19 protein-coding genes are annotated in these 18,540 nt (G+C 66.3%); 10 read left to right on the top strand and 9 right to left on the bottom strand.

Going from position 1 to position 18,540, the window contains the following annotated elements; all coding sequences use genetic code 11:
- Positions 1–6 precede the first annotated feature (6 nt).
- From KUV26_RS05885 to KUV26_RS05865, 5 genes are all read right to left on the bottom strand, one after another.
- The gene (locus KUV26_RS05885) at positions 7–921 is read right to left on the bottom strand and encodes a DMT family transporter (RefSeq protein WP_222507679.1); all 915 of its coding nucleotides are present in this window, start codon (positions 919–921) and stop codon (positions 7–9) included.
- A 179-nt stretch (positions 922–1,100) separates the two neighbouring features.
- Positions 1,101–2,474, bottom strand: a complete 1,374-nt coding sequence (locus tag KUV26_RS05880) for an L-serine ammonia-lyase (protein WP_222507678.1) — start codon at positions 2,472–2,474, stop codon at positions 1,101–1,103.
- Positions 2,474–3,181: a glutathione S-transferase family protein gene (locus KUV26_RS05875; RefSeq protein ID WP_222507677.1), complete on the bottom strand. Its 708-nt coding sequence runs from the start codon at positions 3,179–3,181 to the stop codon at positions 2,474–2,476. The genes KUV26_RS05880 and KUV26_RS05875 overlap by 1 nt, the downstream gene beginning before the upstream one ends.
- Before the next feature lie 272 nt (positions 3,182–3,453).
- A complete protein-coding gene (locus KUV26_RS05870; protein WP_222507676.1) occupies positions 3,454–4,308 on the bottom strand; it encodes an alpha/beta fold hydrolase in 855 nt (284 codons plus the stop codon).
- A 265-nt stretch (positions 4,309–4,573) separates the two neighbouring features.
- A complete protein-coding gene (locus tag KUV26_RS05865) occupies positions 4,574–5,350 on the bottom strand; it encodes a methyltransferase domain-containing protein (protein WP_222507675.1) in 777 nt (258 codons plus the stop codon).
- Positions 5,351–5,490: 140 nt separating this feature from the next.
- On the opposite strand from KUV26_RS05865, the gene rpiA reads away from it, so the two are divergent.
- From rpiA to KUV26_RS05830, 7 genes are all read left to right on the top strand, one after another.
- Positions 5,491–6,279 (top strand): ribose-5-phosphate isomerase RpiA, encoded by a 789-nt coding sequence (rpiA, locus tag KUV26_RS05860; protein WP_222507674.1) that lies wholly within the window; start codon positions 5,491–5,493, stop codon positions 6,277–6,279.
- Between the two features lies 1 nt (position 6,280).
- The gene (locus KUV26_RS05855) at positions 6,281–6,808 is read left to right on the top strand and encodes a hypothetical protein (protein WP_222507673.1); all 528 of its coding nucleotides are present in this window, start codon (positions 6,281–6,283) and stop codon (positions 6,806–6,808) included.
- A gap of 183 nt (positions 6,809–6,991) precedes the next feature.
- Positions 6,992–8,347, top strand: coding sequence for a glutathione-disulfide reductase (gene gor, locus KUV26_RS05850; protein WP_222507672.1), 1,356 nt, complete (start codon positions 6,992–6,994; stop codon positions 8,345–8,347).
- A 65-nt stretch (positions 8,348–8,412) separates the two neighbouring features.
- Positions 8,413–9,558: an FtsH protease activity modulator HflK gene (gene hflK / locus KUV26_RS05845; protein ID WP_222504492.1), complete on the top strand. Its 1,146-nt coding sequence runs from the start codon at positions 8,413–8,415 to the stop codon at positions 9,556–9,558.
- Complete coding sequence (gene hflC, locus KUV26_RS05840; RefSeq protein WP_222504491.1) at positions 9,558–10,439, top strand: protease modulator HflC; 882 nt, start codon at positions 9,558–9,560, stop codon at positions 10,437–10,439. The genes hflK and hflC overlap by 1 nt, the downstream gene beginning before the upstream one ends.
- Positions 10,439–10,633 carry a DUF2065 family protein gene (locus tag KUV26_RS05835; RefSeq protein ID WP_222504490.1) on the top strand — a complete coding sequence of 65 codons (195 nt, stop codon included), beginning with the start codon at positions 10,439–10,441 and terminating at the stop codon, positions 10,631–10,633. The genes hflC and KUV26_RS05835 overlap by 1 nt, the downstream gene beginning before the upstream one ends.
- Before the next feature lie 255 nt (positions 10,634–10,888).
- On the top strand, positions 10,889–12,376 hold the full coding sequence (locus tag KUV26_RS05830) for a Do family serine endopeptidase (protein ID WP_222507671.1): 1,488 nt from the start codon (positions 10,889–10,891) through the stop codon (positions 12,374–12,376).
- A 340-nt stretch (positions 12,377–12,716) separates the two neighbouring features.
- On the opposite strand, the gene KUV26_RS05825 is transcribed toward KUV26_RS05830, so the two are convergent.
- From KUV26_RS05825 to KUV26_RS05815, 3 genes are all read right to left on the bottom strand, one after another.
- Entirely contained in the window at positions 12,717–13,385 is a 669-nt protein-coding gene (locus KUV26_RS05825) for a Crp/Fnr family transcriptional regulator (protein ID WP_222507670.1), read from the bottom strand.
- Positions 13,386–13,471: 86 nt separating this feature from the next.
- Positions 13,472–14,011, bottom strand: coding sequence for a peptidoglycan-binding domain-containing protein (locus KUV26_RS05820; RefSeq protein ID WP_222504487.1), 540 nt, complete (start codon positions 14,009–14,011; stop codon positions 13,472–13,474).
- Positions 14,012–14,085: 74 nt separating this feature from the next.
- Positions 14,086–14,544 carry an OB-fold nucleic acid binding domain-containing protein gene (locus KUV26_RS05815; RefSeq protein ID WP_222507669.1) on the bottom strand — a complete coding sequence of 153 codons (459 nt, stop codon included), beginning with the start codon at positions 14,542–14,544 and terminating at the stop codon, positions 14,086–14,088.
- Between the two features lie 166 nt (positions 14,545–14,710).
- Here KUV26_RS05815 and KUV26_RS05810 point away from each other — a divergent pair, with 166 nt between their 5' ends.
- The 3 genes from KUV26_RS05810 to KUV26_RS05800 all read left to right on the top strand — a co-directional run bounded on the left by KUV26_RS05810 (position 14,711) and on the right by KUV26_RS05800 (position 17,702).
- The gene (locus KUV26_RS05810) at positions 14,711–15,034 is read left to right on the top strand and encodes a 2Fe-2S iron-sulfur cluster-binding protein (RefSeq protein ID WP_222504485.1); all 324 of its coding nucleotides are present in this window, start codon (positions 14,711–14,713) and stop codon (positions 15,032–15,034) included.
- Positions 15,035–15,066: 32 nt separating this feature from the next.
- Positions 15,067–15,840 (top strand): FG-GAP repeat domain-containing protein, encoded by a 774-nt coding sequence (locus tag KUV26_RS05805; protein ID WP_261399753.1) that lies wholly within the window; start codon positions 15,067–15,069, stop codon positions 15,838–15,840.
- Between the two features lie 137 nt (positions 15,841–15,977).
- The gene (locus KUV26_RS05800) at positions 15,978–17,702 is read left to right on the top strand and encodes a DUF1217 domain-containing protein (protein WP_222507667.1); all 1,725 of its coding nucleotides are present in this window, start codon (positions 15,978–15,980) and stop codon (positions 17,700–17,702) included.
- A 210-nt stretch (positions 17,703–17,912) separates the two neighbouring features.
- On the opposite strand, the gene KUV26_RS05795 is transcribed toward KUV26_RS05800, so the two are convergent.
- On the bottom strand, positions 17,913–18,395 hold the full coding sequence (locus tag KUV26_RS05795; RefSeq protein WP_222507666.1) for a GNAT family N-acetyltransferase: 483 nt from the start codon (positions 18,393–18,395) through the stop codon (positions 17,913–17,915).
- Between the last annotated feature and the right edge of the window lie 145 nt (positions 18,396–18,540).

Below are 18,540 nucleotides of genomic sequence, written 5' to 3'. Positions count from 1 at the left end.
CCGTCCTCAGGCGGGGTTGATGCGCTCTTCGGTCTCGGAGGCCCTGCGCTCGCGCATCACCGCATAAAGGCCGGCGCTGATGGTCAGCAGGATGCCGAAGGCGGCGAGCGCGTTGGGGAGCTCCGCAAAGATCAGCCAGCCGAAGAACACCGCCACCGGGATCTCCAGGTACTGCATCGAGGCCAGCGTGGAGGTGGGGGCGAAGCGCAGGCTCCAGGTCATCAGGAGATGGGCGACGGTGCCGAGCGCGCCGGCGGCGGCCAGCAGCGTCCAGGTGTCCTGCGGCGGCAGCGCGGTGGACAGTGCGATGATGCCTGCAGCATCGCCGATCAGCAGCACCGGGGCCAGCAGCACCGTGCCCATGACGCCGGCCACCGCCTGCACCGAGACCGGATCGGTTTCCTTGGCGATCTTGCGGGTGATCAGCATGAACAGGGCAAAGATCACCGCCACCAGCAGCGGCCAGAGCGCGTTCCAGCCGACCGCGGCAAAGCTGGGCTGAATGACCAGCAATGTGCCGGCAAAGCCAACCGCGCAGGCGCCGAGGCGGCGCAGGCCGACCTCTTCGTTGAGGACGTATCTGCCCAGGAGGAGCATGATGAAAGGCATCACGAAGGCAATCGCGACGGCATCGGCCAAGGGCAGGTAGCGGAAGGCGGTGAACATGGCGCCGATGCCGCCCATCTGCAGCAGGGTGCGCAGGAACAGGAGCGGCGCCACCCGCCGCGACAGGCTGAGCGGCAGGCGCATGGCGAGCGCCAGCGGCAGCAGGATCGCGGCCTGAGCGGCAAAGCGGATGAAGACGATCTGGGCAACCGGCACCCGGTCGGTCAGCAGCTTGGCGATGGCATCTCCCAGCGGGATCACCAGGCAGAAGCCCAGCATCAGGGCAATGCCGAGGAGGGGGCGGTCCTGTGTCATGGCGGCAGGCTAGGCCCGCAATAGCCATCGTGCAAGCTGGAGTTGCGGAGGATGGGTGGAATTGCCTCCAGCTGCTTTGGGAGGTGGCATGTTTTGCTGCCGCTGGCTGGCAACATAAGGCGCGGGCCGTGCCACTGCGTGACACGGCCCAAGAAGGCTTCTCTACAGTGACCGCAACGTCAGCAGTTCGGCACGTTCACCGCCAGGCCGCCGAGCGAGGTTTCCTTGTACTTGTCGTGCATGTCGGCGCCGGTCTGGCGCATGGTCTCGATGCAGGCGTCCAGCGGCACGAAGTGCTGGCCGTCGCCGCGCAGCGCCAGCGACGCGGCCGAGACCGCCTTGATCGCCGCGAGGCCGTTGCGTTCGATGCAGGGGACCTGCACCAGGCCCTTGACCGGATCGCAGGTCATCCCAAGGTGATGCTCCAGCGCGATCTCGGCGGCGTTTTCCACCTGTTCCGGGGTGCCGCCCATCACGGCGCAGAGGCCCGCAGCGGACATCGCGGCGGCAGAGCCGACTTCAGCCTGGCAGCCGGCCTCAGCGCCGGAGATCGACGCGTTGTACTTCACCAGGCCGGCAATGGCGGCGGCGGTCAGCAGGAAGTCCTCGACGTGGCTTTCCGAGGCGCCGGGCACGTGGTCGAGGTAGTAGCGGATCACCGCCGGAAGGGTGCCTGCGGCGCCGTTGGTCGGGGCGGTCACCACCTGGCCGCCGGCCGCGTTTTCCTCGTTCACCGCCATCGCATAAACGCTCATCCAGTCGTTGATGGTGTGCGGCGCGGTCAGGTTCCTGCCGCGCTCGGCCATCAGCGCGTCATAGATGCCCTTGGCGCGGCGGCGCACCTTGAGGCCGCCGGGCAGGATGCCGTCGCGCTCCAGCCCGCGGTTGATGCAGTCGTTCATCACCTGCCAGATGCGGGCGGTGCCTTTGGACAGGCTTTCGGGGCAGCCGCGGGCAATTTCATTGGCGCGCTTCATGTCCGCGATGGACTTGCCGCTGGCCTTGGCCATTTCCAGCATCTCGGCGGCGGACTTGAACGGGTAGGGCACCGGATCGCCCTCCTCAGTCGCCTTGCCCGCGGCCAGTTCCTCCTCGGTGACGACAAAGCCGCCGCCGATCGAGTAGAACACCTGCCGCAGAATCACGTCGCCCTGGGCGTCGGTGGCCATCAGGATCATGCCGTTGGCGTGGCCCGGCAGCGCCTGGTCGTAGTCGAAGATCATGTCGGCCTTGGGGTCGAAGTGCAGTTCGCCCAGGCCTTCAGGGTGCATTTTTTGGGTCTTGTTCAGCTCCGCCAGGAAGGCCTCGGCCTTCTCGTCGTCGTAATCGTCGGGGCGGAAGCCGCCGAGGCCGAGGATGGTGGCGCGGTCGGTGGCGTGGCCGACGCCGGTGAAGGCGAGCGAGCCGTGCAGCGAGGCGCGCAGCCCGTGGAATTCGAACGGCGAGGCGCGCATCATATCAAGAAAGCGCGCCGCGGCGACCATCGGCCCCATGGTGTGGGAGGACGACGGGCCGATGCCCACTTTGAACATGTCGAAAACGGAGAGGAACATTAGGTGGCTGATCCTTCTGGGGGATTGGCATAGGCCGGAGATGTGAACGGGGTGGCGCCGAGGCCCTCGGCCTCGCGTGCCGCAGTAACGGCGGGGCGGCTCTCCAGCCCGGCGCAGAGGCGCTGCAGGCTGGGGTAGCGGGACAGGGCGAACCAGGATTTGTCGGCCTGCGCCGGATAAAGCGCCATCCAGCGCATCTGGCAGGCCAGGTAATAATCCAGCACCGACGGCTGCGGCGCGCCGAGCCAGGAAGGGCGGCCGGCGGCGGCCTGGTCGAGATGGGTCAGATGCAAATGCAGGCGCTGGCGCAGCACCTTTTGCAGCTGGGCCTGATCTGCTGCCGCATCGCCGATGTACTTCTCCGGATAGAACAGCATCCGCAGATCGGCGTGCAGCGTGTTGGAAGCAAAGACCAGCCATTTCAGGAACGCCGCGCGGTCCGCATTGCCGGGCTGCGGCGCCATCGCGCCGTGGCGCTCGGACAGCCACAGCAGAATGGCGGCGGTCTCGAACAGCGGGCCGTCGGGGGTTTCCAGCACCGGGATCAGCCCGTTCGGGTTCAGCGCCCGGTAAGCGGCGCTGTTCTGCGCCTCCGCCCGGCGGTCGACCAGCACGCATTCATAGGGCCGGCAGAGCTCCTCCAGCACCAGCCGGATGATCAGCGAGGCGTTGTCTGGGGCATAGTGAAGGCGGTATTCGGGTTCCATGGCGCAATATTATGACGCAGACGCCCGGAATATGTGTCCGTTTCCGGCGTTTCCAATAGGAAACCCGCCTTTGTGATACATGTTTGCCGAAGAGGCTCCCGAGCGGCGGAAAGCAGCCGTTCGGGCAAGGCGCAGAGACAGGCTGTTCAGAGCCCGAAGTGTCAAGTGCCTTGGTCCCGTTTCAATGGCGGGATCTGTCAGGGAGCAGGCCGGCCAAAACTGGCCAGCTCCTGTAAAGCCCCGCGCGGTTCCTAGCCGCACGGGGCCGTGCCTTAGGCCAGGAAGTTCAGGAGGGTTTCGTCAAACAGCTCCGCTTCCTCCAGTTGCGGGGCGTGGCCGCTCCGCTCAAAAAGTGCAAAGGCAGGCTGGCGGTTTGCAGGGATAAGCGGGAGCCAGGTTTCCAGCGGGGCAACCAGATGGTCATGCCGCCCCATGCAAATCAGCAGCGGGGCTTGAATCTCCTGCAGCGCTGCGACGGGATCGAAATCGCGGAACACTTCTCCCCACAAGCTGTCGAAAACCGGCATGTTAACGTGGACACCCTGCCACAGCTCCGAAGCATCGAAACACGGGTCAAACCAGCTGCGGGCGGCCAGCCCCAGGCACATCCAGATGAACCTCTTTTGCGGTTCAGCTTCGATTTTCGCAGCCATCCGTGCCAGATCATGTGCCAAACGGTGCTTTCGATCCGGAGCTGCAAGCATATTCCAGATACGCTCCCCGTATGCCATGTGCTCCGGTGAATGGCTTGGCCCGGTCGCAACAACCACGGTCTTCCGGACCAGATCCGGCCTGCGGCGGGCGAACTCCAGTGCCATGTAGCCGTGGCCAGAGTGCCCCAGCACATCCAGGCGTGAAAGGCCAAGCGCGCTGCACATTGCAGAGATATCACCGGTAATGGTCTCCAGTGAGCAGTCACGCGCCTCGGCGCGGCGGCCGGCCTGAGCGAAGCCGCGGTGATCAATGAAGATCAGCTTTCGCTTGCTGCGCAGGCCTGCTGAAAATGTGCGTGGATAGAAGACGTGGCTGCCAATGATCAGCAGCGGTTCTCCTTCCCCCTCGATCGAGTAGCCGAGCGTGTAGCCGTCCCGGTGGATGCACCCTTGGACGATGTGATAGTTTTCCATAGAAATTTACCCGCAAGAGGTGTCCTCTTGCGCTCCGTTTGAAGCAGATGAACGTTCGGCCTGCCCGCTGCCGGACGGCCGGGAATGATCGGTCTGCAATCTTTGCTAACGGATAAGTTTCATGGAATTCCTGCTGCTCTTTCGGGGCGCTCCTAGTGCCTGCCTTCTTACCAGTCAAGCCGCTGCGCTGTCCGGACCCGCGGGATGAAGCCTCGGTGGGAGGCTTGCAATGCAGGGGCGGGCAATGCCTGGGCGGCGGCCCGGATCAGAGCCGCCGGGCGGTGCAGACGAAATGGGTGAGGGAGAAGAAGAACCGGCCCTCCTGCGCCAGTTCCTCCTGTTCCTGCGCCCAGGCGGCGGCGTCGTCCTTGTCGGTGGCGCCGATGTCCACCGCGTAGGCGCGGATCAGCCGGATCATCATCATCGCCAGCCCGTCCGGGCGCAGTGTGGTGTCGCAGACGGCAAGCGGCTGGGTTTTCAGGATTTCAAAGCCGCAGCTGTGCATCTCGGCGGGCAGTTTCGCGGGCAGGTCGCGCACCGCCATGTGGCGGCTCCAGGCCTCCAGCATCCGGGCCATCCGGTTGGTGTTGTCGCTGTGCCAGGCCAGGGTGTCCCAGTGCATGTCGCCCACCGCCAGCAGGCCGCCGGGAGTCAGCACCTTGTGCAGGGCGCGCAGGGCCGGGCGGCGGTCGGTCAGGTATTCGAACACCTGCAGGCAGGCGGCCTTGCCGAAGCTGGCCGCCTCGAACGGCAGGCGGGCGGCGTCGCCTTCGGTCAGGGTGGTGTTTGCGCGCCCCTGCAGGCGCTGGCGGGCGGCGTCCAGCATTTGCGGGCTGGCGTCCAGCCCGGTGACATGGCCCGAAGGGCCGACGGCGCGGGACAGCTCCAGCGTCAGCAGGCCGTTGCCGCAGCCGAGATCCAGGATGCGGTCGCCCGGCGCCGGCGCCAGCGCGTCAAACGTGGCCCGCCGCCGCTGCGACACGTCCGCTCCCTGATAGGCGTCCTCCAGCACGCGGGCGGTTTCCTCGTCGAATTGCAGCATCATGTCCCTCCGTCTGGGGTTGAGCACTAGCGCGCAGCGCCGGAATTTCCAGCCGGGCGGCGGACGGGCGCAAATGCCCCCTCGCGCGTGAGCGGGTAACCGCTTATAACGGCCCGGCAAGCCATTCATGGAGACCTGTGATGACCGGAGAGCTGTCCCCCATCGACAAGGCGAAATTCGTCGCCGCCAAGCGGGCGGCGGAGATGGTTGAGGACGGCATGCGGGTCGGCCTGGGCACCGGCTCCACCGCCGCCTGGCTGGTGCGCTGCCTGGGCGAGCTGGTGCGCGAGGAAGGGTTGCGGATCACCGCGGTGCCGACCTCCAGCCGCACCGCGGCGCTGGCGCGCGACGTGGGCATCCCTGTGGTGTCGCTGGATGAGGCCAAGTGGCTGGACGTGACGATCGACGGCGCCGACGAGTTCGACCCGGACCTGAACCTGATCAAGGGCGGCGGCGGCGCGCATCTGCAGGAGAAGATCGTTGCCACCGCCTCCGACCAGATGGTGGTGATCGCGGACGCCAGCAAGTCGGTGGAGACGCTGGGCGCCTTCCCGCTGCCGGTGGAGGTGCTGCCGTTCGGCTGGCAGAGCAGCCAGGCGCTGATCGAGGAGACGCTGGTGTCGATGGACGTGATGGGGCGCAATTCGACCCTGCGGATGAACAGCGAGGCGCCGTTTGTGACCGATGAGGGGAATTACATCCTCGACCTGCACCTGAAGCGGATCGGCAATCCCCGCCAGCTGGCGCTGGTGCTGAACCAGATTCCCGGCGTGATCGAGAACGGGCTGTTCATCGATATCTGCGACACGGTGGTGATCGGCTACGGCGACGGCCGGGTCGAGGTGCGCGACATCAACGAGGGCACGGTCGAGAAGGGCAAGCTGGATTTTGCGGAAAGCGACAACCTGTTCACCGATCTGATGGATTGAGATGCGGGATAGTTCCAGGGAAGCCGTGGTTTTTTCGCGCCGCCGCAGCTGGTGGGAAAGAACCGGAAGCGTTTTTTGGATTTTGACTGCGGCCTCTGCAGCGGGGCTGGGGGTGCAGGTATTGGTGTCCGGGGACGGCGGAGAGGACCGGCATTGGGAGCTGCTGGGCTTTTTGGCTCTGATCCTGTCCGGAACGATGATTTCATGGCGTAAGGACCGCGAAAACACGCCGCGCCGCTATGTTGTCGGAGCCGAGGGGATTACAATTCCAGTCGACGGCTGGGGGAGTGGCCTGATCCCTTGGGATAAGGTCGAATGTGTCGATATTCGGGACGCTGGGGCCGGGAGAAAAAGCATTCGGGCTTACGTGCATTATTTGGATGATGACGGGGGGCGTCGGACGGTGTCCTTGCCTACTGTCGGTGCAGAGGCATGGCGCAGTCCCAAGCTGCTGGACGTTCTGAGCAACTACTGGCCTGACTATGATCTGCCGTGGCAGGAACAGATCAAGCGGCGTCAGCCGGGCTGACCATTTTATGCTGCGCGGGCAAGGGGCGGTGGCTGCAGGCGTTCTGGGGCCTTTCGCCTCACAACCCCGTGCAAATCCTCTGCAAAAGGTTGAATGCGGCGCAAGAACGCCCACTTGGGCATATGGCGTTTGGCGGCCCGTTGTGGGATACAGCTGCGCAAGAAATGCAAAGGGCGGAACTTCATGAGCTTTGATTACGATCTGTTTGTCATCGGCGGCGGCTCCGGCGGGGTGCGGGCGGCGCGGGTTGCGGCGCAGGCAGGCGCTAAGGTGGCGCTGGCGGAAGAGGACCGCTACGGCGGCACCTGCGTGATCCGCGGCTGCGTGCCGAAGAAGCTGATGGTGTTTGCCTCGGAATACTCCGGCATGGTCGGGGACGCGCAGGCCTATGGCTGGGACATCAAGCCCGGCGCCTTCGACTGGGACGCCTTCAAGGGCAAGCTGCACGGCGAGCTGGACCGGCTGGAAGGCATCTACCGGGGCATCCTGAAGAACAACGGGGTGGAGAGCTTTGACAGCCGCGCCCGGCTGGCCGATGCCCATACCGTGGAGCTGGCCGACGGCACCCGCAAGACCGCCAAGCACATCCTGATCGCCACCGGCGGCTGGCCGACGGTGCCGGAGTTTCCGGGCTCCGAGCTGGCGATCACCTCGAACGAGATCTTCAATCTGGAGAAGCTGCCCGAAACCATCCTGATCGTCGGCGGCGGCTATATCGCCAGCGAGTTCGCCGGCATCCTGAACGGGCTGGGCGTCAGGACCACCCAGTTCTACCGCGGCGAGCAGATCCTGCGCGGCTTTGACGAAGAGGCCCGCAGCGTGATCGCCGAGGGCATGCGCGAGGCGGGCGTTGACCTGCGGGTGAACATCAATGTCACCGCGATGCGGCAAGAAGGCGGTAAGATCCGCGTGACCGACACCAACGGCGAAGAGCATCTGTTCGACCAGGTGATGTATGCCACCGGCCGCGCCCCCAATGCAGACAATCTCGGCCTTGAGGAACTGGGCGTGGAGCGCGGCAAGGGCGGCGAGATCGTGGTGGACCAGTACAGCCAGACCACGGTGCCTTCGGTCTATGCGGTGGGCGATGTGACCGACCGGGTGGCGCTGACGCCGGTGGCGATCCGCGAGGGCATGGCTTTTGTCGAGTCGGTGTTCAAGGGCAACCCGACCAGCCCCGACCATGAGCTGATCCCGACCGCGGTGTTCACCCAGCCGGAACTTGGTACAGTGGGGCTGAGCGAAGAGGACGCCGCCAAGCAGGAAGCGATCGAGGTTTACACGGCCTCCTTCAAGCCGATGCAGCAGAGCTTTGCCGGCCGGGCCCAGAAGGTGCTGATGAAGCTGGTGGTCTCCAAGGCGAGCCGCAAGGTGCTGGGCTGCCATATTGTCGCACCCGGCGCCGGCGAGATGATTCAGCTGGCCGGAATCGCGGTAAAGATGGGCGCGACCAAGGAAGATTTCGACCGCACTGTTGCGGTGCACCCGACAATGTCGGAAGAGTTGGTAACGCTGAAGACTCCGGTGCGCTCCACCTGAGGGGCGGACCGGCAAGAATTTAGAACATATGCCGCTGCTGGCGGCAGCAAACGGATAGGAGACATATGGCGGGCAATAGCGGTGGCCCCTGGGGGGGCGGCGGCTCTTCCGGCGGCGGAGGAGGCAACCGGGGCAACAACGGTGGCGGCGGCGGCCGCAAGCCGGAGGATCCCCAGATTCCCGAGATCGACGAGCTGGTGAAGAAAGGCCAGGAGCAGCTGCGCGTGCTGATGGGCGGGCGCGGCGGCTCCGGCGGCGGCCGCGGCGGCCGCGGCGGCCCCGGCGGCGGCGCGCCGCTGTTCACCAAGGGCACCTTGGGGCTGGCAGTACTGGCCGGCGCGGTGCTGTGGGGCTTTGCCAGCATTTATACCGTCAAGCCGGAAGAGCAGTCGGTGGAGCTGTTTCTGGGCGAGTATTCCTCGACCGGCCAGCCGGGCCTGAACTTTGCGCCCTGGCCGCTGGTCACCAAGGAAGTGATCCCGGTGCGGGTGGAGCAGACCGAGAACATCGGCTCCGGCGCGCGCGGCTCGGACGCCGGGCTGATGCTGACCGGCGACGAGAACATCATCGACGTCGATTTCCAGGTGGTGTGGAACATCTCCGACCCGGCGCGGTTCCTGTTCAACCTGCGCGACCCGCGGTCGACCATCAACGCGGTGTCGGAATCGGCGATGCGCGAGATCATCGCCCAGTCCGAGCTGGCACCGATCCTGAACCGCGACCGCGGCGCCATCACCGCCCGTCTGGAAGAGCTGATCCAGGAGACGCTGGACAGCTACGACAGCGGCGTGAACATCGTCCGGGTGAACTTTGACGGCGCCGACCCGCCGGAGCCGGTGAAGGACGCCTTCCGCGAAGTGCAGTCGGCAGGCCAGGAGCGCGACCGGCTGGAGAAACAGGCCGACGCCTATGCCAACCGCAAGCTGGCGGGTGCCCGCGGCCAGGCGGCGCAGACGCTGGAAGAGGCGGAAGCCTACCGCGCCCGCGTGGTGAACGAGGCCCAGGGTGAGGCAAGCCGCTTCAGCGCGGTTCTGGAGGAATACCAGAAAGCGCCGGAGGTGACCCGCAAGCGCCTGTACCTTGAAACCATGGAAGAGGTTCTGGGCCGGGTCGACAAGATCATCCTGGATGACAATGCAGGCGGCGAAGGCCAGGGCGTTGTCCCTTACCTGCCGCTCAATGAGCTGCGTAAACCGCAGGGGGGCAACTGATGCGGAAATCTACTCTTCTTCTGCCCATCCTGGTGGTTGCGGCAATTGCCGTGCTGTCGGCGATCTTCATCGTCGACGAGCGTGAAAAGGCGCTGGTGCTGCGCTTTGGCCGGGTGGTCGATGTCAAGGAAACCCCGGGCCTGGCGTTCAAGCTGCCGGTTATCGACAACGTTGTGCGCTACGACGACCGCATCCTGAGCCTGGAAGTCGGGCCGCTGGAGGTCACCCCGCTGGATGACCGCCGCCTGATCGTCGACGCCTTCTCGCGCTACCGGATCGCCGACATCGAGACCTTCCGCCAGGCGGTCGGCGGCGGCGGCATCGGCGGCGCCGAGCTGCGTCTGGACAAGATCATGCGGGCGCAGACCCGTGAGGTGCTGGGTTCCGTCAGCTCCAACGACATCCTGTCCTCGGACCGTTTCGCGCTGATGCTGCGGATCCGCAATGGCGCCATCACCCAGGCGCGCCAGCTGGGCCTTGAGGTGATCGACGTGCGGCTCAAGCGCACCGACCTGCCGCAGGCCAACCTGGAGGCGACCTTTGCCCGGATGCGCGCCGAACGCGAGCGGGAAGCGGCGGACGAGATCGCCCGCGGTGAAGAAGCGGCGCAGCGCGTCCGCGCCCAGGCCGACCGGACCGAGGTCGAGCTGGTGTCGGAAGCCGAGCGCGAAGCCGAGGTGATCCGCGGTGAAGCCGACGCCGAGCGCAACGCGATCTTTGCGTCCGCCTATGGCCGCGATGCGGAGTTCTTCGAGTTCTACCGCTCGCTCAACGCCTATGCGAATTCGCTCCTGGCGGGCAATTCCTCGCTGGTGCTGTCGCCGGACAACGAGTTTTTCAACTATCTGAAATCCTCGGGCGGCAAGACGGCCGCGCAGTAATGGGGATCATCCTCCTGGCCCTCGGGCTGGTGCTGATTGCAGAGGGGCTGGTGTACGCACTGGCCCCTTCGCTTGTGGAGCGTCTGCTGGAGCTGCTGCGCGCCCTGACGGAAGAGCAGCGCCGCAACGCCGGGCTGGCCTCGCTGGCGCTGGGCCTGGTCCTGGTCTGGCTGGCGTTCTGGCTGGGGATCTAGGGGCTGGACCGGCGGCGCCGGTGTTCCCGGAAATTTCCGGGAAACAGCCCCCTTTCCCTGCTAGAATGGCGTCAGCAGGGCATCCGCCCGCCGCTTCGGTGCGAAAACCGGATCACAGCGGCTTTATTCCATGCAACATTTGTTGCGGGACGGGCGAGAGTTCCTACATTGGGTCCGTAAGACTTTGCCCGGTATCCGCGGCGTTCGCGCCAGCCCGGGCGGGGAGAAGAATTGAAAAAGACAAGGAGTAGATCCGTGCAGCCACAGGCAATTGCAATTTCCGGCCGGGCAGGCGGCAGCGGCGCGATGATGCGTCTGGCCTGGCTTGCGGTGCTGACCGCGGCCGTCGTGCTGATGCAGGCGGCTGCCGCATTGGCCAAACCCGAGAGCCTGGCACCGCTGGCTGAACGGGTGAGTCCCGCGGTCGTCAACATCACCACCAGCACGGTTGTCGAAGGCCGGACCGGCCCGCAGGGCATCGTGCCGGAAGGGTCGCCGTTCGAGGATTTCTTCCGCGAGTTCCAGGACCGCAACGGCAACGGCACCCGGCCGCGCCGCTCGTCGGCGCTGGGGTCCGGATTTGTGATCTCCGAAGACGGCTTCATCGTCACCAACAACCATGTGATCGATGGCGCCGACGAGATCGAGATCGAGTTCTTTCCCGGCGACGGCCAGCCCAAGGAGCTGCTGCCGGCCGAGGTGATCGGCACCGATCCCAACACCGATATCGCGCTGCTGAAGGTGAAGGCGCCGGCGCCGCTGAAATTCGTCAAGTTCGGCGACAGCGACACCGCCCGTGTCGGCGACTGGGTGGTGGCGATGGGCAACCCGCTGGGGCAGGGCTTTTCGCTGTCCGCGGGCATCGTCTCGGCCCGCAACCGCGAGCTCAGCGGGTCTTATGACGACTACATCCAGACCGATGCGGCGATCAACCGGGGCAACTCCGGCGGGCCGCTGTTCAACATGGACGGCGATGTGGTCGGGGTGAACACCGCGATCCTGTCGCCCAACGGCGGCTCCATCGGCATCGGCTTCTCGATGGCGTCGAACGTGGTGGTCAAGGTGGTCGAGCAGCTGAAGCAGTACGGCGAGACCCGCCGCGGCTGGCTGGGCGTGAAGATCCAGGACGTGGATTCGGATCTGGCCGAGGCGATGGGGCTGGAAAGGGCCCGCGGCGCCCTGGTCACTGATGTTCCCAACGGCCCGGCCAAGGATGCCGGCGTGCTGGCCGGCGACGTGATCGTCAGCTTTGACGGGGTCGATGTGAAAGACACCCGCGGCCTGGTGCGCCAGGTGGGCAATGCCGAGGTCGGCAAGACCGTGCGCGTGGTGGTCTACCGCGAAGGCAAGACCGAAACCCTGCGGGTGACCCTCGGCCGCCGCGAGGATGCCGAGCGCGGCCCTTCCAGCGAGAGCGGCAGCGGCGATGCGCCGGGCAGCACCGAGAAAGAACTGCTGGGCCTGTCTGTCGGCGTGCTGACCGACCAGATGCGCGCCGAGCTGAATGTGGCGGAAGATGTCCAGGGGCTGGCGATCCTGTCGGTGGATGAGACCTCCGAGGCCTGGGAGAAGGGCCTGCGCGCCGGTGATGTGATCACCGAGGCGGGACAGCAGAAAGTGGCCGCGATCAGCGATCTGGAAGCGCGCGTCAGCGAGGCCGAGGAAGCCGGGCGCAAGTCGCTGCTGCTGCTGGTGCGCCGCGGCGGCGAGCCGCGCTTTGTGGCGCTGAACCTGGCGGAGTGATCCGGGGCGGGCACGCCCGGGAACAAGAGCGAAGGCCGGGCTGATGCCCGGCCTTTTGCCTTGCCGCACCGGCCCAAGACTTTTCTGAAACCTATTGCGCCTGAAGCTGATGGCCTGCGGGCGGCCGGTTTGCCGGGAGCGGCGGCCGGCAAGGCGGAAGCCGCAAAAGGGGAAGAGCCATGCGCTGGCGGGCACATGGCTCTTGTTGGACAGGCGGCCATTGGGATGGAACGGATAATGGCCGTCTATGCAGGCGTTATCGCGCGGGGCGGCGCCGGGTTCTGTGACCGGGATTACAGAGCGCGGATTTTGTTACGGAAAATTGCCCCGGGAGACGGCATCAGATCGAATCCGGCTCCGCCAGCACCGCCAGCTCGCTGCGGTCGAGGATCTGCACGCCGCCGCGGCTGATGCCCACGAGGCCGCTGCGCTTCCAGGCGGAGAGGGTCTTGGATACCGCCTCGCGTGTGGCGCCGACGAATTCCGCCAGTTCCGCCTGCGACAGCGCGATGCGGCCGTCGCTGCCGTCGGGCGCCAGGTACAGCAGCTTGCGGGCCAGGCGCACCGGCATCGGCAGGAACACCTGCTCATTGAGCTGGGTGTTCATCCAGCGCATCCGCTGGCCGGCCAGCCGCAGCAGGTCGGCGGCCAGGTCCGGGTACTGGCGGATCTGCGCCAGCACGTCGCCGCTGCGCAAGCGAAGCACCCGGCTCGGCTCGGCGGCGATGGCGGTGGCGGTGCGCTCGCCGGGATCAAAGAGGGTGATCTCGCCGAACACCGCGCCCGGGCGCATCATGTCGAGCGACAGCTTGCGGCCCGAGGCGGAGAGCACCGAAAACTCCAGCGCGCCCTCGGCAATGGCATAAAGCGCATCGCCCGCATCGCCCTGCTCGAACAGGGTCTCGCCCTGGCGCAGCCGCACCTCGGTGGCCTGGCTTTCCAGCATCCGGCGCAGCGGGCCGGAGGCGCCCGAAAGAAAGCCGGTGTCCGGCAGGCGGGTGGTCAGCATGTTCTGTCTCTTTCCGGCGGGTGTCCTGTTGGCGGACCTTAGCAGAGGCTTCGGCAGCTGGGAACCGTGCTGGTGAACCGGACGGTTCAGCCCGCCACGGCCACCAGCCCTAGCTTGCGGGCGGAGGCGAGCGTGAGGGTGCCGCTGTCCAGCCCCAGCGGCGCCTGGTAGCGCTGCACCGCCTTGCGGGTGGCGGCGTCCATCTGGCCGTGCACCGGGCCGCGGTAGAGCCCGCGGGCGGCCAGGGCGCGCTGGATGGTGCGGATGAAATCCGGCGTCATCATCGCCGGGCAGGGGATCTCGATCCAGTGCTCCTGCCGCGGCGTGACGATGTGCTGCCGGGTTTCGGTGCGGAAGGCCGCGGGGCGGACGACCCGGCCGCTTGCGTCCAGCTGCGCCGGTGCGTCCAGCACCTGGCTGGTGACGGTCTCAATGACGGCGGGGGAGGTGTGCCTGCTCCAGCAGGTATCTGGCGGCGCCCCGGGCGGGGCATAGCGCCCCTCGCGCGAGAGCGGGCTGCCGGGGCCGCCGGGCGGCGGCTGGACGCAGGCGGGCAGCGCCGCCAGGGCTGCCAGCAGCAGGGCAGGCGCCAGGCGCCGCCAAGGGGGGGATATCGGTGGCATCATGCCCGGTCGCCTCTTGCCGGCGCCCTGCCTGTGCCCTTGCGGGGGCCGGCGGGCGCCGTTGCTTTGGCGGCAGCCTAGCTGAGTTCGGGGCCGTCCGCAAAGGCTGGATCATCCCGGCGGCCCTGATCCGCCAGCAAGAGGTCGAGCATCGGCGAGATGTCCTCGACCGTTTCGGCGATCACATGGGTGACGGAATGCGCCCGCTGCAGCCGTCCGGTGACGCGCAGCAGCCGCCCGGAGATCACCGCCCGGCGGAAGGCCTCGTAGATCTTGCGCCAGACGATCACGTTGACGACGCCGGTCTCGTCCTCCAGCGTGACGAAGATCACCCCCTTGGCGGTGCCGGGGCGCTGGCGCAGGATCACCAGCCCGGCGACGGTGACGCGGGCGCCTTCCGGCGACTCCTGCAGCCGGAAGGCCGGCAGGCAATGGGGTGGGCGCGGCCAAGGGGGCTGGCCGGGGGGCTGACCGGGGCGCGGACCGGTCGCGCGGGCTGCGGGGCCGGCGGCAGTGGCCGGGGCGCGGGCTGGCATGAGGAAATCCCCCCCGGGGTTGAGAATATTCGTGCGTGAACAAATATAGAACATGCGGCCGGAAAGTCCAGCAGCGGCAGGGCTGCGTCGCAATTGGGGGTGGCACCGGCGCAGGCGCTTGGCTACACAGTCGCGCAAGTACCGGAAAAGGGAAGAGAGCTGAAGAATGGCAAAGATCACTTACATCGAGCACAACGGCACCAGCCATGTCGTGGATGTCGCCAACGGGCTGACCGTGATGGAAGGCGCGCGCGACAACAACATTCCCGGCATCGAGGCCGATTGCGGCGGCGCCTGCGCCTGCTCGACCTGCCACGTCTACATCGCGCCGGACTGGGTCGAGAAGCTGCCGGCCAAGGACGACATGGAAGAGGACATGCTGGACTTCGCCTATGAGCCGGACCCGGCCCGCTCGCGCCTGACCTGCCAGATCAAGGTGACCGACGATCTGGACGGCCTGGTCGTGCATATGCCCGAAAAGCAGATCTGATGGCTGCCGGGCCGGCAGCGCGGCGTCAGCGAATGCGCGCCCGGCCCGGTTCCGCCCGCCGCGCGTGGCGGGCGTTGTGTTTGGGGCTGGCCGTGGCCGGCCCTTCTGCGCTGGCGGCTGAGGACAGGGTCGTCTCAGCGCGTTACAGCGAGCCCACCACACGTTACGGCCATGCGGTGCTGGGCGATGATGTGGAATACGGCGCGCTGGTGCTTGAGTTGGAAAACACGGGATCTGCCGGGGTGTCCGCCAAGGCTGTCCGCCGGACATCCGAACTCCTGATCCGCCTGCCGCTGGATCATGTGTTCGAGGACACCGCCCCCCGGCTGGCGGATGTGGACGGCGACGGCAGCCCCGAGGTGCTGGTGGTCGAGACCGATGTGGCGCAGGGCGCACAGCTGGCAATCTATGACGCCCGCGGCCGGAAAATCGCCGCCACCCCCCATATCGGCACCCGCAACCGCTGGCTGGCGCCCGTCGGTGCTGCGGATCTGGATGGCGACGGGCATGCCGAGATTGCCTATGTCGACCGGCCGCATCTGGCCAAGACCCTGCGCATCTGGCGGTTCCGGGACGGCGCGCTGGCAGAGGTGGCCAGCAGGGCCGGCCTGACCAACCACCGCATCGGCGAGGATTTCATCACCTCCGGCATACGCGACTGCGGCCAGGGGCCGGAGCTGGTGATGGTCAGCGGCGACTGGCGCCGGATCATGGCCGCGCGGCTGCGGGAGGGCGGCATACGCACCCGGGATATCGGCCGCTTCAGCCCAAGCACCGGATTGGCGGCGGCGCTGGCCTGCCGCTGAGCGCCGCAGGCGGTCTCTGCCCGGCACCGCGGCCCGTTCCGCGCGTTTCCGAATTATTCACTCCCTTCCGCTAGCCTGCGGCAAACGGGAATGCCCGGCGGCGCCGGCCGGGGCATGGTTTCACAGGAGACACGCGCGTGAGCTTTACTCCCTATGTGTTCGGCACCGGTATCGCCGGTTGGGCCTTCCTGCAGCGTACCCAGGTTCAGCAGCAGGAAGTATTTGAAAAATCTCCCATTCTGGACCGCCGGGTGCAGGATTTCACGCAGCGCATCACCAGTGTGCAGAACTCGGACCAGCTGCTGGACGACTACAACCTGCTGCAGGTGACGCTGGGTGCCTTCGGCCTGGACGAGGACATCGGCAACCGGGCCTTCATCCAGAAGGTGCTGGACTCCGACCTGAGTGATTCCAAGTCCTTCGTGAACCGCCTCAATGACAGCCGCTATCTGGCGCTGGCGAAAACCTTCGGCTTCAACAGCCCGGACGGGCCGCAGCTGCCCAGTGCCAAGGGCGGCAGCGAGTTTGCCGGCATCACAACCGCGGATGATCTCCTGTCCAACAAGACGCTGCTGAGCAAGGCGCTGAGCAATGTCGGCCTGAAGGGGATGGAGAACAACCAGTTCTTTCTCCAGAAAGTGCTGGAATCCGACCTCAGCGACCCGGCCTCCTTTGCCAACAAGCTGACCGATACCCGGTTTGCCGATTTCGCGCGGCAGTTCGAATTCGGCAAGCCGCCGGAATATGACAACAGCATCCAGGCGCTGGTGACCGAGTTCAACCAGCATACCGAGGGCCTGGCCAGCGCAGACGACCTGCTGGAGGATGAAGAGCTGCTGCAGGCGGTGATCGAGACCTTCGATCTGGAGCGCACCAACAAGGACTTCCTGCGGCGGGTGCTGAACTCGGACACCACCGATCCTGATTCCTTTGTGAACCAGCTGGAGGACACCCGGTATCTGAATGTCGCCGAGGCCTTCGGCTTCGGCTGGCCGGACATCAACGAGATGACCGATCCGGACGAGCTGCTGCAGAACGGCAAGCTGCTGGAATATGCGCTCGACACCTTCAATGTCAGCAACCGGGGCGAGGACTACCTGCGGCAGGTTCTGGAATCCGATCTGAACGATCCCAATTCCTTCGTGAACCAGCCGGAGAACATTGCCTATTACGATTTTGCCGATGCGTTCCAGAACACCTGGCCGGATTACGTCAGCAAGATGCAGGTGTTCTCTAACGAGATCACGGACAAGCTGGACAGCCTGTCTTCTGCCACGGAGCTGGTGTTCGACCTGAGCCTGTTCGAAGCGTCCCTGGACATTTTCGGGCTGAGCCACCGGGACGGCGATTTCCAGGTCATGATCAAGACGCTGGATTCCGACCTGTCCTCGGAAATCTCCTATGCCAATCTGCACCATGACAAGAACATGAAAGCAATGGCTTACGCCTTCTCCTTCAACAAGGGCGAGGTGGCGCAGGACTATCCGGACGGTTTTGCCGAGGAGATTGCCGAACTCTACACCACCCGGCAGTTCGAGGTCGCCATCGGCGAATCCGATCCCAACATGCGGCTGGCGCTGGCGTTTGAGCGCGAGCTGCAGTCGGTGGCGGATGCCGGCGGCAGCGAAAACGCCCATTGGTACAACATCATGGGATCACCGCCCTTGCGCACCGTGTTCGAAACTGCGCTGGCGCTGCCTTCGGGGTTCGGCCAGCTGGACATCGAGCGCCAGCTGGTGGAGATGAAGGAGCGGGCCTTCTCCGCCTTCGGCACCACCCATCCGGCGGATTTTCTGGAGCCGGACATGCTTGACCAGTTCCGCCGGCGGTTCCTGCTGATGACGGATCTGGGCGGCTTCTAGGGGCTGCCCCCGGAGGGCTGGATCTGAAGCCCTACCGAGCCGGCCGGACGCCCTGAGCCCCCGTTCCGCGGGGGCGGCGGCTGTCCTATGCCGCAGCTTTTTCAAGAGGCTTTCCGGCGCGCTCAGCCGGGCGGTGCCGGGCAGGTTGCAGTGTGGTCTGCCTAGGCTTGCGGCCGGGCGGGAGCTGTTCCCGAACCGCGCCGGCAGCTCCTAACCGGCCGGTGTGAATGGCACCGGCCGCTCCATGATCACCGAGGTTGGCCTGCCGAAACCCGGATGCGCGGTTTCCCCGGTCCTGCGGAATCCCATCCGGGCAAAGGCGGCATGGTTTTCCGTCAGCTCGACCCGGGTCTGCAGACGCAGCATTGGCAGGCCAAGCGACCGGGCGCGGACGGCGGCAGCTTCCACCAGCTGCCGGGCCAGTCCGGTGCCGCGATGGGGGGCGTCCACCGCGAGCTTGCCCAGATAGAGGCAATCGGGCCGGGGCGTCAGGAACACGCAGGCCGCGGGCGGCGTGCCGGCGGCCCAGACTTCGCCGCGGCGGCATTGCTCCCGCAGCGCGGCCAGCGTCAAATGGCGCACGGAGGAGGGCGGGTCGATGCGCCCCTCCATATAGGCAAAGCTGCGCCGGATCAGGCTGAGCACATCCGCGAGGCTGGGGTCATCGGGGGCGAGCCGGCGTGGCATGGTCATTGCGCGGGCCTGCTGGCAGGCGTCCAGGGCAGCGGCGGGCGGCGGATTGCGTTCAAGCCGGTGATGCGATGGTCCTCCCCGCGCGGCAGGATATACCGCCGCCGCTGTGCGGGCAAACTGCCGCCGCCGGCGCGGCAAGCCGCTG

The organism is Leisingera daeponensis (genome assembly GCF_019801465.1).
GTDB classification, from domain to species: Bacteria; Pseudomonadota; Alphaproteobacteria; order Rhodobacterales; family Rhodobacteraceae; genus Leisingera; species Leisingera daeponensis_A.
The sequence above is the reverse complement of the archived record's forward strand: the minus strand, read 5'-3'. Positions and strand labels throughout refer to the sequence as shown.

What these genes read in the sequence shown, in the direction of transcription:
- KUV26_RS05885 (WP_222507679.1), bottom strand. Translation starts at nt 921, where the DNA reads ATGACACAGGACCGCCCCCTCCTCGGCATTGCCCTGATGCTGGGCTTC.
- KUV26_RS05880 (WP_222507678.1), bottom strand. Translation starts at nt 2,474, where the DNA reads ATGTTCCTCTCCGTTTTCGACATGTTCAAAGTGGGCATCGGCCCGTCG.
- KUV26_RS05875 (WP_222507677.1), bottom strand. Translation starts at nt 3,181, where the DNA reads ATGGAACCCGAATACCGCCTTCACTATGCCCCAGACAACGCCTCGCTG.
- KUV26_RS05870 (WP_222507676.1), bottom strand. Translation starts at nt 4,308, where the DNA reads ATGGAAAACTATCACATCGTCCAAGGGTGCATCCACCGGGACGGCTAC.
- KUV26_RS05865 (WP_222507675.1), bottom strand. Translation starts at nt 5,350, where the DNA reads ATGCTGCAATTCGACGAGGAAACCGCCCGCGTGCTGGAGGACGCCTAT.
- rpiA (WP_222507674.1), top strand. Translation starts at nt 5,491, where the DNA reads ATGACCGGAGAGCTGTCCCCCATCGACAAGGCGAAATTCGTCGCCGCC.
- KUV26_RS05855 (WP_222507673.1), top strand. Translation starts at nt 6,281, where the DNA reads ATGCGGGATAGTTCCAGGGAAGCCGTGGTTTTTTCGCGCCGCCGCAGC.
- gor (WP_222507672.1), top strand. Translation starts at nt 6,992, where the DNA reads ATGAGCTTTGATTACGATCTGTTTGTCATCGGCGGCGGCTCCGGCGGG.
- hflK (WP_222504492.1), top strand. Translation starts at nt 8,413, where the DNA reads ATGGCGGGCAATAGCGGTGGCCCCTGGGGGGGCGGCGGCTCTTCCGGC.
- hflC (WP_222504491.1), top strand. Translation starts at nt 9,558, where the DNA reads ATGCGGAAATCTACTCTTCTTCTGCCCATCCTGGTGGTTGCGGCAATT.
- KUV26_RS05835 (WP_222504490.1), top strand. Translation starts at nt 10,439, where the DNA reads ATGGGGATCATCCTCCTGGCCCTCGGGCTGGTGCTGATTGCAGAGGGG.
- KUV26_RS05825 (WP_222507670.1), bottom strand. Translation starts at nt 13,385, where the DNA reads ATGCTGACCACCCGCCTGCCGGACACCGGCTTTCTTTCGGGCGCCTCC.
- KUV26_RS05820 (WP_222504487.1), bottom strand. Translation starts at nt 14,011, where the DNA reads ATGATGCCACCGATATCCCCCCCTTGGCGGCGCCTGGCGCCTGCCCTG.
- KUV26_RS05815 (WP_222507669.1), bottom strand. Translation starts at nt 14,544, where the DNA reads ATGCCAGCCCGCGCCCCGGCCACTGCCGCCGGCCCCGCAGCCCGCGCG.
- KUV26_RS05810 (WP_222504485.1), top strand. Translation starts at nt 14,711, where the DNA reads ATGGCAAAGATCACTTACATCGAGCACAACGGCACCAGCCATGTCGTG.
- KUV26_RS05805 (WP_261399753.1), top strand. Translation starts at nt 15,067, where the DNA reads ATGCGCGCCCGGCCCGGTTCCGCCCGCCGCGCGTGGCGGGCGTTGTGT.
- KUV26_RS05795 (WP_222507666.1), bottom strand. Translation starts at nt 18,395, where the DNA reads ATGACCATGCCACGCCGGCTCGCCCCCGATGACCCCAGCCTCGCGGAT.